Source organism: Nguyenibacter sp. L1, from assembly GCF_035199985.1.
Taxonomy (GTDB): Bacteria; Pseudomonadota; Alphaproteobacteria; order Acetobacterales; family Acetobacteraceae; genus Gluconacetobacter; species Gluconacetobacter vanlangensis.
In genome coordinates this window covers 2,667,871-2,682,953 of the sequence record NZ_CP127015.1, presented here as the reverse complement: position 1 = coordinate 2,682,953, position 15,083 = coordinate 2,667,871, and the positions used below count along the sequence as shown (strand labels likewise).

10 protein-coding genes and 3 pseudogenes are annotated in these 15,083 nt (G+C 62.0%); 2 read left to right on the top strand and 11 right to left on the bottom strand.

Going from position 1 to position 15,083, the window contains the following annotated elements:
- Positions 1–84: 84 nt before the first annotated feature.
- A complete protein-coding gene (locus QN315_RS12105) occupies positions 85–582 on the bottom strand; it encodes a hypothetical protein (RefSeq protein WP_323989524.1) in 498 nt (165 codons plus the stop codon).
- Between the two features lie 128 nt (positions 583–710).
- Between QN315_RS12105 and QN315_RS12100 the strand changes: the two are divergent.
- Positions 711–1,199, top strand: a pseudogene (locus QN315_RS12100) (IS5 family transposase); the annotation flags it as partial.
- Here QN315_RS12100 and QN315_RS12095 read toward each other — a convergent pair.
- From QN315_RS12095 to hutI, 10 genes and pseudogenes are all read right to left on the bottom strand, one after another.
- Positions 1,160–1,714: pseudogene (locus QN315_RS12095) on the bottom strand (IS5 family transposase); the annotation flags it as partial. The pseudogenes QN315_RS12100 and QN315_RS12095 overlap by 40 nt on opposite strands.
- A gap of 153 nt (positions 1,715–1,867) precedes the next feature.
- A complete protein-coding gene (locus QN315_RS12090) occupies positions 1,868–2,410 on the bottom strand; it encodes a hypothetical protein (RefSeq protein WP_323989522.1) in 543 nt (180 codons plus the stop codon).
- Between the two features lie 465 nt (positions 2,411–2,875).
- Positions 2,876–4,318: an HlyD family type I secretion periplasmic adaptor subunit gene (locus tag QN315_RS12085; protein WP_323989520.1), complete on the bottom strand. Its 1,443-nt coding sequence runs from the start codon at positions 4,316–4,318 to the stop codon at positions 2,876–2,878.
- Between the two features lie 52 nt (positions 4,319–4,370).
- On the bottom strand, positions 4,371–6,524 hold the full coding sequence (locus QN315_RS12080) for a type I secretion system permease/ATPase (protein WP_323989518.1): 2,154 nt from the start codon (positions 6,522–6,524) through the stop codon (positions 4,371–4,373).
- A 274-nt stretch (positions 6,525–6,798) separates the two neighbouring features.
- Entirely contained in the window at positions 6,799–7,305 is a 507-nt protein-coding gene (locus QN315_RS12075; RefSeq protein WP_323989517.1) for an alpha-hydroxy-acid oxidizing protein, read from the bottom strand.
- Between the two features lie 48 nt (positions 7,306–7,353).
- Positions 7,354–8,069 (bottom strand): annotated as a pseudogene (locus tag QN315_RS12070) (alpha-hydroxy acid oxidase).
- Positions 8,066–9,613: a histidine ammonia-lyase gene (gene hutH / locus QN315_RS12065; RefSeq protein WP_323989515.1), complete on the bottom strand. Its 1,548-nt coding sequence runs from the start codon at positions 9,611–9,613 to the stop codon at positions 8,066–8,068. Before hutH ends, QN315_RS12070 begins: the two are co-directional and overlap by 4 nt.
- 22 nt (positions 9,614–9,635) lie before the next feature.
- Complete coding sequence (gene hutU / locus QN315_RS12060; RefSeq protein ID WP_323989513.1) at positions 9,636–11,336, bottom strand: urocanate hydratase; 1,701 nt, start codon at positions 11,334–11,336, stop codon at positions 9,636–9,638.
- Between the two features lie 231 nt (positions 11,337–11,567).
- Complete coding sequence (gene hutC, locus QN315_RS12055) at positions 11,568–12,293, bottom strand: histidine utilization repressor (RefSeq protein WP_176641521.1); 726 nt, start codon at positions 12,291–12,293, stop codon at positions 11,568–11,570.
- 14 nt (positions 12,294–12,307) lie between these two features.
- The gene (hutI, locus tag QN315_RS12050; RefSeq protein WP_323989512.1) at positions 12,308–13,573 is read right to left on the bottom strand and encodes an imidazolonepropionase; all 1,266 of its coding nucleotides are present in this window, start codon (positions 13,571–13,573) and stop codon (positions 12,308–12,310) included.
- A 126-nt stretch (positions 13,574–13,699) separates the two neighbouring features.
- On the opposite strand from hutI, the gene QN315_RS12045 reads away from it, so the two are divergent.
- Entirely contained in the window at positions 13,700–15,079 is a 1,380-nt protein-coding gene (locus QN315_RS12045) for a formimidoylglutamate deiminase (RefSeq protein WP_323989510.1), read from the top strand.
- Positions 15,080–15,083 lie beyond the last annotated feature (4 nt).

Sequence of the window (15,083 nt, the reverse complement as noted above, 5' to 3'; positions counted from 1 at the left end):
ATGTTTCATTATCGAATCCACTTAGACCAGAAAGCAGCGCGTTTAAGTCGAAATCACTAATAGACATTTCTATTACCTACAATTTTATAGAAAATCTTGAGTAAAGAATAGAGTTGTTACCAAATTTGTATTTCGTAAATATGAACAATGTAAATAAAATTCATAAGCATGCGAGAGGGGATTAAATTTCCACTCGATAGTATCTATAGGATTTACCATACCAACACTTATTTCTCCGGTAGGGGCGTTTAGAGAATCGATCAAATCCTGTGCAGTTAGAGAAAAAACCGAAGAGTCCGGGGAAATTACAAGAGATGCTTGTTTGAGTGGAGTCGTTTTAATTTTACCATAGATTCGACTATATCTAACATATATCGGATAACGCTTCGCTTCTATTGCTTTACCGATGAACCTTTCGCAATATAGCTTCTCGGCTCCACGGCGCATGGTAGCCGTAGATTCTATTGGATCTGAGAATGTAACATTTAATGCTTCCGCAATGAATTCAAGATCCGCCATGTCCCTATGATCTGCGATCGCCTTAATCCCAGCAATCAAATCCGACTTGTCAACATTTTTCACCGACTTATTCCTAATCTATTTGTGATCATTATCGCAATGCATAGAACCAGTTTAGCGAGTACACTAGTCGATAGAAAGCCTTCTCAGAGCCTGTTTGGAAAATCGGTCTGATGTGATTCAAGCTCTGGATGTGGACGCCAGAGCAGAGGGGCCGGATGGCCAGGATCACCCGCAAGACGAAACGCTACCCGTCTGACATGACGGACGAGGAATGGGAGCGGATCGCGCCGTTGATGCCAAGTCCTGGGCGTCGTGGCCGCCCACGAGAGGTCGAATTCCGTGAGGTGATCAATGCGGTGCGCTATCTCGTTCGTTCAGGCTGCGGTTGGCGGATGCTGCCGATCCACTTCGGGCACTGGCGCACGGTCTATGGCTGGTTTCGTGAGTTGGCGCGACGGTTCCTGTTCCAGACCATCCATGACGTTGAACTGATGCTCGACAGGGAGCAGGCAGGCCGCGAGGCCAGTCCGACAGCGGCGGTGATCGACAGCCAGAGCATCAAGGCGCCTCATGCGAGGACAAGGGGTTACGATGCCGGCAAAAAAGTCGTCGGGCGCAAGCGGCATATCGCCGTCGATACGGACGGGCGCCTCCTGATGGTCAACCTGACTCTGGCCGCCTGCACTGTCTGAAATGAAATATCGGCAGAAGTGAGCTTGACCAGAAGCAGCCGGCCATCCGTATCAACTGAGGTGTGACGCTTGCGACCGATAATCTTCTTGCCTGCGTCATAACCCCAGACTTCCGCATGGGGCGCCTTGATGCTTTGGCTGTCGATGGCACTGCCTGAGGGATTGGCCTCGCGACCTGCCTGCTCCCGGTCGAGCATAACTTCAACGTCATGGATGGTCTGAAACAGAAAACGGCGCATCAGCCTGCGGAACCACCAGTAAACCGTCTGCCATGGACCAAAATGAACCGGCAGCATCTCCCACCCGCAGCCTGAACGAACAAGATAACGCAGCGCATTGATGATCTCACGGAAATCCGTTGTCCGCTTCCGGCCAAGCTGGTGCGCAGGCGGCATCAGCGGCAATATACGATCCCATTCCTTATCGGTCAGGTCAGACGGATAGCGTTTCGTCTTGCGCGTGATCCCAGCCATCCGCCCTCGCTGCTCTGGCGTCCACATTCTAGCTTGAATCACGCCTCGCACCTCTCGAAAACCCGTCATATCGAATTTCCAAAAGGGCACTCACTACCCGCAATTCCCCATTCTAAATTGGGCTAGGCGGCCAAGAATTCCCACTGCATCATTAACTGGTTAGTTTAGAATGCCGTGCATTTAAGTCAAGGTTTCTAATCGAAATTTTAACACTCGTTCATAAGAAATATATTTTTGAACAAAAATCATATTTGATATAAAATTGTTCTCTCTCCGATAAGAACTTTTTAAAACAAAATCGTGATCCGGAAACATTTCTCCAAGATCCCATTTTACAGAGTTAATCGGGTTTACCATTCCGACATGCTCAGCCCCTGGCGATACGTTTAGGATCGTTGTTACTTCCTGTGGGGTTAATGAGAAGTAATCAGATTTTATCACAATTGAGAGGGAGGCTCGTTGCAGCGGGGTGGACGGAGTCTTTCCGTAGACCCGTATAGACGTAGCCTGTAACGGGTAGAGACCCATGTCAGTTGGCTGCCCGCTACACCTTTCAGCATGGAACCCTTCGCCAGCCCCGCTGCGCATGGAAGTCTTGTATTCAAAATGATTGGAAAATGTAATATGCAGGATTTTTGCAATGAATTCAAGATCCGCCATGTCCCCGTGATCTGCAATCGCCTTAATATTAGCAATCAAATCCGATTTCTCAATGTTTTCCATCGACTTATTCCTCGTTTATCTGCGATCATCATCGAATATACTAGTCGATAGAAAGCCTTCTCACCACCCGCAATCCCTCATTCTAAATTGGATCAAATTTACAAGACCGGAGACGTTGGCAAGAAATCCTTCAAGAATATCGAAGCTTCAACCAGAAGCATCGTATCTTATCTAATTTAACAATTACCTTTCTCCCACGCCATACCGAGAACTGGCGCGATGATCACATTGTTATTCGCATCCAAATAGGCGGCACTAAAAGTCCCTGTCCGGAGACAACGCAATCCCTTAGCTAAGCGTATCAATCGTAAGTTGTCCGGCAAAATGAAGAGTAACCGGTGAAATCTCGTGCGACCCCGCTTCTGTCATGGCTCGCTCTTCCCCATTTGCAACAGATCCAAGATGCCGCCCCCGAGAGATGCCGTTGCTATGCGGCCGCGAAGCGATCCTGCGCCCCCCCCTCGCTCATCTTTCTCTTCCAGCATCTTGAACAGCGCGGCTAAGCGGGGATAAAAGGTAGCTGATGATGCGCCGGCGTCCCGTGAGGATTTCGGCCGTGACAGCCATACCCGGCCGAAGGGGTGCTAGGCGACCTTCGACAAAAAGAGTGGGGCGATCCAGTTCGATATGCGCGACATAGCCGCTGCCCTCGCCGCCGTCGAAATCGGGCTCATTGCCGCTCCGCGCGCTTGCTGCAGATGTGCCAGTTCGCCCGAAGAAGCCATCCACGGAATCTTTCGCCGTATCATCCACTGCATCACGACTGACCGATACCAGCCGTCCTGGAACCAAGCCATACTGCGTAAATTTGAACGCCGCGACCTTTACCTGCACTTGCTGTCCAACTTGCACGAAACCAATGTCGCGGTTCGCAATCATTGCCTCTACCACGAGGTGTTGGTCGTCCGGCACAATGACCATCAACTTTTCACCGGGGGTCACGACCTCATGATCGCCATGCGCCGCCAGTTGCTGCACCGTTCCCGTGACGGGTGCCCTGAGTACGGTCTCGCTCGCCTCATGCGCAGCCGCACGGTAAGAGGCTTCGTCCTCATTCAATTTCCGCTGGGCATCCGTCAGATCCTGCAGCACGCCACGCACATAGTCCGCCTGTTGCGCCGCATATTGTTTAGTCAGCGACGCCAGTTCCGTTGCTGTTTCGGCACGGTGGGCAATCTGGATGGCCAGATCATGGGCCGCATCGGAATAACGTTGCGCGCTTGACAAAAGATTGACGCGGGTCGCCAGACGCTCGGCATAAAGCTTCGCATACATATCCCGGGCGCCTGCCAGAAGCGGCAACTCAGCCTTAAGCTTATCAATAGCCCCGATATTTTCCACAGATTGAACGCGTTTTTCCGCTATCTGCTGCGCCAACGACGCTAGCCTAGCTTCCTGTTCGCTGGAACGCGCCGTGATCGAGGCAAACTCCTGCTCGATTTGTGCAGGGGTGACGCCAGTCGGGGGATGAAAATGTAGCGTATATCCCGGAGATGCCATTTGATCACGTAACGCAAGAAGCCCTGCCACCGCCAATCGCGACGCGGCAAAATCAACCATCTGCTTGTCGCGCGCCGCAATCGCCGACACCGCGTCGAGCCGTAACACCGCTTGTCCCGTGGTGACATGATCTCCATCCGCCACCAAGATCTGCTGGATATTGGCAGTCGTGACGGCCTGCACGAGCTTGACCTTTCCGAACGGAATGACCGTTCCGGACGCGTTTGCCACAATATCAATGCGACCAAAGATTGACCAGATGATCGCAACGCAGCAGAAGGCACAAATCGCCATGGCAATGGCACGAGGTGCCGGCGGTGCAGGTGTGTCGATAATTTCCAATGCAGCCGGCAAAAATTCGAGTTCGTGCCGCGGACGTCGTGCAAGGAAAGGCAACAAGGCAGCCATGGCTTTATCACTCCGTCCAGGAGAGCCTGTCGGCGGTTCCATGCGTACTACACTATCTCGCGACATGCGGCCCTCCTTGTAAGGCATGGAGGGCCGCATAGTGACCTTCGTGCCTTAAAAATTCGTCATGCGATCCTTGTTCGACAAGCCGGCCATCCTTGAGGACAATGATCCGATCCGCGTGCCGCACGGTGCTCAGGCGGTGTGCGACGATGAACACGGTCCGTCCTTTGCAGATCGTGCGCAAATTGTGTTGAACGATGCGTTCGCTCTCATAATCGAGCGCACTTGTGGCCTCGTCAAAAATCAGGATCGGCGGATTGCCGACAAGTGCGCGGGCAATGGCGATGCGCTGACGCTGACCGCCTGACAGCAACGACCCGCGTTCTCCGACCTGCGTATCGTATCCTTCCGCCAGGCCAAGAATGAAGTCGTGCGCGCCGGCAAGCGTTGCTGCCCGCACAATGCGCTCCATCGCCATGCCCGGTTCGGCAAGAGCAATATTCTCGCGTACCGTCATGTTGAACAGAACATTTTCTTGCAGAACGACCCCGATCCGCCGCCGCAGCCAAGCCGCATCGGCCAAAATCAGGTCCATACCATCGATAAGAATACGGCCGCCCTCCGGCACGTAAAGGCGCTGCAACAATTTTGTCAGCGTGCTTTTTCCGGACCCGGACGGCCCGACAATTCCAATGATCTCTCCCGCAGACACGTCCAAAGAGATCTCATCAAGCACGAGAGGACCATCGACTTGATGGCGGAATTTTACACGTTCAAAACGGACATGTCCAGAAAGGCCGGGCGGCCTACCGTTCGCTCCGGAGCCACGCTCTATCGGCGTATTAAGAATATCACCCAGTCGTTCTACGGAAATGCGGGTTTGGTGGAAATCCTGATACATTTGCGCCAGGCGCACGATGGGTTGGCTGACACGTCCAGATAGCATATTGAACGCCACTAGCCCTCCAACGGTCATGCCGCCATCAATGACCTCGTGCGCTCCGACCCACAACGTAGCCGCTGTCACCAGCTTGCTGGTTCCTTGTATGATCTGAGTCGCAACGTTGCCGACATTGGATACGGAATGGCTCGTCCGGACGTAATCCGCGAGCTGCTCCTCCCAGCGTCGCTGCATCTGCGGTTCTACCGCCATCGCCTTGACTGTCTCGATTCCAGCCACGGCCTCAACCAGAAAGGCCTGATTCTCCGCGCCGCGTTTAAAACGTTCCTCAAGACGCGTGCGGAAAACGGGCGTCGCGATCATGCTGACCAAGACGTAAATCGGAATAGACAACAGCACAACCGCGGTCAACTTCAACGAATAGGTTGCCATTATTCCTACGAAGACCACGGTGAACAGAAGATCCATGACAAGCGTCAACGCGGAACCAGTCAAAAATTGACGGATGTTTTCCAGCTCACGTATCCGGGCTACCGAATCGCCCACCCGGCGTGCCTGGAAGTAGGAGAACGGCAAGGCAAGTAAATGCTGAAACAGCCGGGCGCCCAGCTCCACATCGATGCGGTTGGTTGTATGAGTAAAGACGTAGCTGCGCAGTCCGCCCAACAACGCCTCGAACAGGGCAATCACCGTTAAGGCCATCGTGACAACGTCCAACGTACTCATGCCACGATTAACCAGAACTTTATCGATCAGGATCTGGAAAGCCAAAGGCGTCATCAGTGCGAAAATTTGAAGAAATAGGGATGCGATCAGCACTTCACCGAAGACGCGACGATATTTCCTTACAACCTTGAGAAACCAACGAAAATCGAAATGCACTCCCGCAAGTGTCTCGGTAGACTTGCGTGTCGCGAGGATCGCAACACCTGACCAACCATCTTGAAATACATCGATCCCTTCAATTGCTGGACGTTGCGTGTGGCCATCGAGATACAACACCTGGTCATCACCTACGCGACCTAGCAGCTGCAAAGTCCCGTCCGTGCGAATCGCCAAGGCTGGCATCGGAGCCCGAGTGAAGCGGTTTAACGGCAAGCGGACTGCCCGTGCTTTAAGGCCCGCACGCCGCAGCACACGCAAAGCGGTGGCCGCGGATGGTTCGATTCCCCATGCATGTACAATCTGAGCAGCATCGGCCGCGATACCATGAAAACGAAGAAGCTCCACCAGAGCGTAAATCGACGGAGAGGCAACCTGGCTTACATCGCAGGACGAATTATTTGTAGAACGCTGCTGCATACAGGCCCTAATATCGTAGAATTTGTGTAAAAGTTTTTTAAATTAGATCTTTACGCGAAATTCTAAATTTTATTGATATGTTTATCCATACACACCGCGAGCTTCTTGTAAAGCGGTTGCGTTACGGGGCGAATTAAGTGTCTCTCCATATGGCATAAAAAATTTTTAATGCCTATGGGAGGATTAAAAATTTTGATATTTATATCAAATAAAATACTATATTTTCTTCATAATACATACATTATTATAAAATAATGATGGAAAGGCCTGTTAATTACTGTAGAAACGAACATGGATTCAAAGATATTTTGTCGCTCACGACGATATTCGGGGATTCTCCATAGGCGCCTGGTGTTCCAGCTGGCGGCCGAGAGCGATTCGCCGACGCGGGACGCATTGCGGCATCGAAACACGCGCGTCGCCGGCGCGGGCGTTTCACGGTGTCCAGAGGATCTGTCGGCCGGCGCGGCGGAGGGCCGCGATGTCGGGGGAGTCCGGCCAGGGCCATGACGTCCCGGATTTCCTGGGCCAGGAGTTCCAGCGCATCGGCGATGCCCGCCGCCCCGCCTGCCGCCAGCGCCCAGGCCCAGGGCCGGCCGATGGAGACCGCCGTGGCGCCCTGGGCCAGCGCGATCACGACGTCGCCGCCGTGCCGGATGCCGCTGTCCAGCACGATGTCCACCCCGTGTCCAGATGCCCTGCCTCCGTGTCGGCGATCGTTGGAGACGGCGATGCCGGCGGCGCCGGCCTCGGCGCAGCGCCGTGCCTCGTCGGGGTGCATGACGCCCTTGACGATCAGCCGCCCGCCCCATTCCCTGCGCAGCCTAGCCTAGCCTAGCCAGGCCAGGCCAGGCCAGGCCAGGCCGTCGCCGTCCAGCGTCGGATCGATCAGGGACGCCATCTGCTTCGCCTGTGCCATCACGCCGCGCTGCGTGGTGTCGGCGGCGAGATTGCCGATCGCCGGCATGCCGCGGCGCGCCATGCCGGCCAGCCAGAGCGGGTGGCGCAACAGGCCGGCCATCTGGCCGGCCGTCGGGCACGCCAGGTGCCGGAAGCCGTTGCGCCGGTCCCGCTCGCGCACCGGGGTGATGGCCGTGTCGATCGTCACGACGATGCCCTGCATGCCGCAGGCGGCCGGGCGGGCCAGCATGTCGCGCGTCAGCCCGCGATCGCGGAACACGTAGATCTGCGCCATCGCATCCGCGGCCACCGCCGCCACGCTTTCCATCGGCGCGATCGAGAAGGTCGAGAGGCCCATGCCGATGCCACACCGCGTTGCCGCCCGCGCGGCGCCGATTCCCCTTCAGCGTGGAACATGCCCGCGAAGCCGACCGGTGCCAGCATGACCGGCATCCGCCAGTCCCGCCCGAAGCATCGCGTCGCGAGATCGACGCGCGAGACGTCCTGCAGCCCCCGGGGCGTCACCGCGTGGCGTTCGAACGCCTGGCGGTTGCGCCGCAGCGTGCGTTCGCCATGCGCGCCCGCCGTCGATATAGTCGGCGAACAGGCGCGGCAGGTGGCGAACAGCCCGTCATCGACGGTCATGCGGTGCCGAATTCCGGCAGCGCCGTGGTCCTGGCCGCCGCGTCCGTCATGGCGCCGGACGCGATCAGCCGGCGTGCCGTTTCGATATCGGGCGTGAACAGCCGGTCCTGCGCGAAGAACGGCACCGCGTCGCGCAGGGTCGCGGCCGCGGCCGCCAGCGGCGCGGACGAGGCCAGGGGGGCGAGGAAATCGAGCCCCTGCACGGCGGCGAGATATTCGATGGCGATGATCGTCTTCACGTTGTCGTTGATGTCGCCCACGCGCCGCGCCGCGAAGGTGGCCATCGAAACGTGGTCTTCCTGGTTGGCGGAGGTCGGCAGGCTGTCCACGCTGGCGGGATGGGCCAGCGTCTTGTTTTCGGAGGCCAGGGCCGCCGCCGTGACCTGGGCGATCATGAAGCCGGAATTCAGCCCGCTTTCACGCACCAGGAAGGCGGGCAGGCCGCTCATCCCCGCATCGACCAGCAGCGCGATGCGCCGCTCGGCGATCGCCCCGATCTCGGCGATCGCGATGGCCATCAGGTCGGCGGCGATCGCGACGGGTTCGGCATGGAAATTGCCGCCGGACACCATTTCGTCGCTGCCCGGAAAATGAATCGGATTGTCCGACACGGCATTGGCCTCGATCAGCAGCACCCGCGCGGCGTGGCGGAGGCTGTCCAGCGCCGCGCCCATCACCTGCGGCTGGCAGCGCAGGCAGTACGGGTCCTGCACGCGCTCATCATCCACGCGGTGCGAGGCGCGGATCTGGGACCCCGCCATCAGCGCGCGATAGACGGCGGCGCATTCGATCTGCCCCTGCTGCCCCCGCAGCGCGTGCAGCCGCGGATCGAACGGCGCGTCCGTGCCGCGGGCGGCGTCCAGCGACAGGGCGCCGGCGACCAGGGCCGCCTGGAAGATCCGTTCGGCGTCCAGCAGCGCGACCAGGGCCAGCGCCGTCGAGGCCTGGGTGCCGTTGAGCAGCGCCAGCCCTTCCTTCGGCCCCAGGACGACCGGCGACAGTCCCGCCGCCCGCAGCGCCGCCCCGCCGGCCATTCGCCGGCCGCCGAAGACGGCCTCGCCCTCGCCGATCAGCACGGCCGACATGTGCGCGAGCGGCGCCAGGTCCCCCGACGCGCCGACCGATCCCTTTTCCGGGATCACCGGGATGACGCCGCGATCCAGCATGTCGACCAGCAGCCGCACCACGACGGGCCGCACGCCGGAGAAGCCCCGGGCGAGGCCGTTCGCCTTCAGCAGCATGATCAGCCGCACCACCCGTTCGGACATCGGCGCGCCGATGCCGGCGGCGTGGCTGAGTACCAGGTTGCGCTGCAGGTCGCGCAGCCGGTCGTCGGGGATGCGGGTCCGGGCCAGCTTGCCGAAGCCGGTATTGACCCCGTAGACCGCGTGGCCGGCGGCGACGATGCGCGCGACGGATTCCGCCGCCTCGGCCAGCGCGGCGATCGTGTCCTCGCCCAGCGCGACGCGCAGCCCGCCGGCCACGAAGCGCCGCAGCACGGCCAGGTCGAGACCGCCGGAGCGCAGGACATGCAGATCCGTCATCGTGTTCCTTATCCCCTGCTTATCAATCTCTGATGACCGTCGCCCTGGTGACCATCGGCAGATCGAGCCCGTTGGCCCGGGCGCAGGCCATTGCCGTGTCGTAGCCGGCGTCGGCGTGGCGCATCACGCCCGTGGCGGGATCGTTCCACAGCACGCGTTCGAGGCGCCGCGCCGCCTCGGCCGTGCCGTCGGCGACGACGACCATGCCCGCATGTTGCGAAAAGCCCATGCCCACGCCGCCGCCATGATGCAGGGACACCCAGGTCGCGCCGGAGGCCGTATTGAGCAGCGCGTTCAGCAGCGGCCAGTCGGAGACGGCATCGGACCCGTCGCGCATGCTTTCGGTCTCGCGGTTCGGGCTGGCGACCGAGCCGGAATCGAGATGATCGCGCCCGATGACGATCGGCGCCTTCAATTCGCCCTTCGCCACCATGTCGTTGAATGCCAGGCCCAGCCTGTGACGATCGCCCAGCCCGACCCAGCAGATCCGCGCGGGCAGGCCCTGGAAGCGGATCTTCTGCCGCGCCATGTCCAGCCAGGCATGCAGGTGCCTGTCGTCGGGCAGCAATTCCTTCACTTTCTGGTCGGTGCGGTAGATGTCCTCTGCCTCGCCGGACAGCGCCGCCCAGCGGAACGGACCCACGCCACGGCAGAATAGCGGGCGGATATAGGCCGGCACGAAACCGGGGAACGCGAAGGCGTCCGCATATCCTGCCTCGGACGCCATCTGGCGGATATTGTTGCCGTAATCGAAGGTCGGCACCCCCATGCGGTGGAAGGCGACCATGGCCTCGACCTGCCGGCGCATCGACGCCTTCGCCGCCTGCTCGACGGCGGCCGGATCGGCGATCCGCATCCTTTCGGCCTGGTCCAGCGTCCAGCCCGCCGGCAGATAGCCGTTGAGCGGATCGTGCGCCGAGGTCTGGTCGGTCACCGCGTCCGGGCGGATGCCGCGCCGGACGAGTTCGGGGAAGATGTCGGCCGCGTTGCCGAGCAGGCCGACGGAAACCGGCTTTCTGTCCCGGCACGCCGCCGCGATGATGTCCAGCGCCGCGTCGAGACTGTCCGCCCGCCGATCGAGATAGCCGGTCTGCAGGCGTTTCTCGATGCGCGAGGGCGCGCATTCGACGGCCAGCATGGACGCGCCGGCCATCACGGCGGCCAGGGGCTGCGCGCCGCTCATCCCGCCCAGGCCGCCCGTCAGGATCCAGCGCCCGGCCAGGTCGCCGCCATAGGACTGGCGCGCCATTTCGACGAACGTCTCGTACGTGCCCTGCACGATGCCCTGGCTGCCGATATAGATCCACGATCCGGCCGTCATCTGGCCGTACATCATGAGCCCGGCCCGATCGAGTTCGTTGAACGTGTCCCATGTCGCCCAGTGCGGCACCAGGTTGGAATTGGCGATCAGGACGCGGGGCGCGTCTTCGTGCGTGCGGAAGACGCCCACCGGCTTGCCGGACTGGACCAGCAGCGTCTGGTCGGCTTCCAGCGTCTTCAGGCTTTCGACGATGCGGTCGTAACAGTCCCAGTCGCGGGCGGCGCGCCCGATGCCGCCATAGACGACCAGCTCGGACGGTTTTTCGGCCACGTCGGGATCGAGATTGTTCATCAGCATCCGCATCGCCGCCTCGGCCTGCCAGGATTTGGCGGAAAGTTGCGTGCCGCGGGGCGCACGGACGACGCGGCTGTTCGAAAGGCGGGAGACGGTCGGACGCGTCATGGCATCACCTTGCGCAAGCTTGTATATACATTTCTTTGGCCCGTGGCCGGGAGCCTGTCAATGCGGAATCGGCCGGCGCGGGAGCGAAACGACCGGACAGGCTATGAGGATCGGCTAGTGTCCTGCCCGAGAAATTCTTATGAGAATTTCTCGGATCAGCAGGCCACTAAAATATTGATTCTAGTGTCTTTTCGATTCCGAAATTCGCTTGCGAATTTCGGAATCGGGACACTAGGGCCGGTACCGGCCGACGAAGCTGTAGCGGCTGCCCGAAGAGGTGAAGATCCCCTTCATCACCACCCGGCCGCCGACCCAGGTCCGCCGCATGAGCTGCAGGCATGCCTCGGGCTCGCGCAGGTCCAGCAGGGCGCAGATCGCGGGGTCCGGCGTGACCGCGAAGACGACATGTTCGACGTCCTCGGCCGCGGCGATGCGCGACAGGTAGCGGTGCGGGTGGGTGAGGGTGAAATCCTGGTCGAGAAAATCGGGGGCGAAATGCGGCGAGACGAACCGTTCCTCGACCTGGAGGGGGGTGCCGTCCTCGTAATGCACGATCACCGAGTGGAACAGCCGCGCGCCGGGGCGCTGTTCGAAGGCGGTGGCGAGGTCGCTGTCCGCCCGCCGTTCGTCCAGCGCGACGACGCGGGTGGTGTGCGTGTGGCCGCCGGCCGTGATGTCGTCGGCGATGTCGCGCAGTTCCAGCATTTCGACCCGCTGGCGGGGCTCGGCGACGAAGGTCCCCACCCCCTGGGCGCGGGTCACGACCCCTTCGGCCATCAGTTCCCTGAGCGCGCGGTGGACCGTCATCCGCGATACGCCCAACTGCTCGACCAGTTCGCTTTCCGACGGCAGGCGGCGGCCGGCCTGCCATTCCCCGGCCGCGATGCGCCCGGTTATGTAGAGCTTGACCTGCTCGTAGCGCGCGGCCGGCTTTTCCTGGGCGATGATGGGCGGCACGCTTGGCTCTCCCGCTAGACAGGATCTGCTTGAGATCGGGTTGGCGGCGCATCCGGCACGCCGGCGAAGATCCGCGCGGCGGGCCGCTGGCCGCCGATCCAGTAGGACAGTTCGTGCGGGCCGTCGATATCCCAGAGCGCCATGTCCGCGGCGAATCCCACGGCCAGCCGCCCGACCCTGTCCCCCAGCCCAAGGGCCGCGGCGGCGACATGGGTGTGCCCCGCCAATGCCTCGCCCGGCGTCAGGCGGAAGAGCGTGCAGGCCATGTTCATGATGCCGGTGGGGGTCAGGACGGGCGAGGTGCCGGGATTGCAGTCCGTTGCCAGGCCGATCCGCACCCCGTGGCGGCGCAGCAGCTCGACGGGGGGCGGCCGGGTTTCGCGCGTGAAATAGAATGCCCCGGGCAGCAGGATCGCGACGGTGCCGGCCCGCGCCATCGCCGCGATGCCCGCCTCGTCGGCATATTCGAGATGGTCGGCCGACAGGGCCCCCCACCGCGCCGCCAGGGCGGAGCCGGACAGGTCGGACAACTGGTCGGCATGGAGGCGCACCGGCAGGCCGTGGCGCGACGCGGCGGCGAACACGCGCTCGACCTCGCCGGGGGTGAAGGCGATGCCCTCGCAGAACGCGTCCACGCTGTCGGCCAGCCCGGCCTCGGCCACCGCCGGGATCATGTCCGCGCACAGCAGGCGGACATAGTCGTCCCGGCGCCCGGCATGCTCGGGGGGCAGCGCGTGGGCCCCGAGGAATGTCGCATGGATCCGGAGCGGCAGCGCGTCGCCGACGCGCCGCGCCACGCGCAGCAGGCGCATTTCATCGTGCAGCGTCAGCCCGTATCCCGACTTGATTTCCAGCGTCGTCACGCCGTTCGCGACCAGGCGGCGCGCCCGCCGCAGCGTGGCCTGGAGCAGTTCGTCGTCACTGGCCGCGCGGGTTGCGCGCATCGTCGCCGCGATGCCGCCGCCGCGGCGGGCGATGTCCTGGTAGCTGACGCCCTGGAGGCGTTCGGCGAATTCCGCGCTGCGGTCGCCGGCATAGACCAGATGGGTGTGGGGATCGACCAGCCCCGGCGTCATCCAGCGGCCGCCGCACCGGATGACCGAGGCCGCCAGGTCCCGCGCCGGGCCCGGCAGGTCGGCGGCGGCGCCGACCCATGCGATGCGGCCATCCTGCACCGCGAGCGCGCCGTCGCGGATGATGCCGAAATCGTCCCCGCCGGGCCGCCCGTCGCCGCGGGCCGCGACGGAGAGATGCACATCGATCCACAGACGGTCCCACATGCCGTTCTCTTTCCCTGGCTTTCTCTGGCCCTGGTCTTTCTTTGGTCTTTCCTTGACCGGACTTATCTATACATGTCTAGTTTAAGCGTATCCGGTGCGCAACGACATTCCAGGACGCCTGCATCCATGTCCCCTTCCCCCCGAAACGGATCGCTGTTCGCCGGACTGGCCCTGCTGCCCGAGGGGTGGCGGCGCGACGTCCGGATCGGTTTCGCCGAAGGGGGCGCATTCGGTACGGTCGTCGCCGGCTGCCGGCCGGAGGCGGGGGACCGCCGGGCCGACATCGTGCTGCCGCCCCTGCCCGGCCTGCATTCGCATGCCTTCCAGCGCGCCATGGCGGGGCTGGCTGAATGCCGGACGGATCCCGCCGATTCCTTCTGGACCTGGCGCGAGCGGATGTATGCGCTGGCCGGCACGCTGCAGCCGGATACGCTGCGCGCGGTCGCGGCCTTCGTGTATATGGAGATGCTCGAGGCCGGCTACACGCAGGTTGCGGAATTCCACTATCTGCACCGTGCGCCGGACGGCGCGGCCTATGCCCGGCCGGGCGCCATGGCCGAGGCCGTCGTAGACGGCGCGCTGACGGCGGGGATCGGCATCACCATGCTGCCGACGCTTTATATGCGCGCGGGGTTCGGACAGGATCTGGCGCCGTCGCAGCGGCGCTTTCGCGGCGATCCCGATTTCATCGCGCGCATCATCGCCGATCTCGGGGATCGTTTTGCCGGCGCGTCCCTGCTGCGCCGCGGCGTCGGGCTGCATTCCCTGCGGGCAGTGGACGGGGACTGCATCCGCGCGATGCTGCGGGCCGCGCCGGAAGACGGGCCGGTGCATATCCATGTCGCGGAACAGCGGCGCGAGGTCGAGGACTGCCTGGCGGCCCTGGGCGCCCGCCCGGTGCGCTGGCTGATGGACCACTGCCCGGTCGATGCGCGCTGGTGCCTGGTGCATGCCACCCACATGGACGCGGGGGAATGCGGCGACCTGGCCCGCTCGGGCGCCGTGGCCGGCCTGTGCCCGATCACGGAGGCCAATCTGGGTGACGGGATCTTCCCCCTTGCCGCCTTCATCGATGAAGGCGGCCGGTTCGGCGTCGGCCCGGACAGCAACATCCTGCTGAGCCCCGGCGAGGAGCTGCGCCTGCTGGAATACGGCCAGCGCCTGCGGTCGCAGCAACGATGCCGCGCCTTGCCGGCGGGACGGACGGGTTCGGTCGGGCGTTTCCTGTACGACGCGTGCCTGGCGGGCGGCGCCCAGGCCTGCGGCGTGGAGGCCGGCATCGCCCCCGGCCGGCGGGCGGATCTCTGCGCCCTGGCGGCGGAGGATCTGGCGCTGCCGGGCCTGACGGGCGACGCGATCCTCGACAGCGTCCTCTTCGCGCGTCCGGCCCTTCCGGTTTCCGATGTCCTGTGCGCCGGCCGATGGGTGGTCGCGGGCGGGCGGCATGTCGCCCGGGATGCCATCGCCCGCGATTTCCGGGCGGCCATGGCAAGGCTGTCGGCCTGACAAG

Bases quoted from the DNA above. Each gene is read 5' to 3' on its own strand.
- QN315_RS12090 (WP_323989522.1), bottom strand. From the start codon at position 2,410: ATGGAAAACATTGAGAAATCGGATTTGATTGCTAATATTAAGGCGATT.
- QN315_RS12085 (WP_323989520.1), bottom strand. From the start codon at position 4,318: ATGGCTGCCTTGTTGCCTTTCCTTGCACGACGTCCGCGGCACGAACTC.
- QN315_RS12080 (WP_323989518.1), bottom strand. From the start codon at position 6,524: ATGCAGCAGCGTTCTACAAATAATTCGTCCTGCGATGTAAGCCAGGTT.
- QN315_RS12075 (WP_323989517.1), bottom strand. From the start codon at position 7,305: ATGCACCCCGACGAGGCACGGCGCTGCGCCGAGGCCGGCGCCGCCGGC.
- hutH (WP_323989515.1), bottom strand. From the start codon at position 9,613: ATGACGGATCTGCATGTCCTGCGCTCCGGCGGTCTCGACCTGGCCGTG.
- hutU (WP_323989513.1), bottom strand. From the start codon at position 11,336: ATGACGCGTCCGACCGTCTCCCGCCTTTCGAACAGCCGCGTCGTCCGT.
- hutI (WP_323989512.1), bottom strand. From the start codon at position 13,573: ATGTGGGACCGTCTGTGGATCGATGTGCATCTCTCCGTCGCGGCCCGC.
- QN315_RS12045 (WP_323989510.1), top strand. From the start codon at position 13,700: ATGTCCCCTTCCCCCCGAAACGGATCGCTGTTCGCCGGACTGGCCCTG.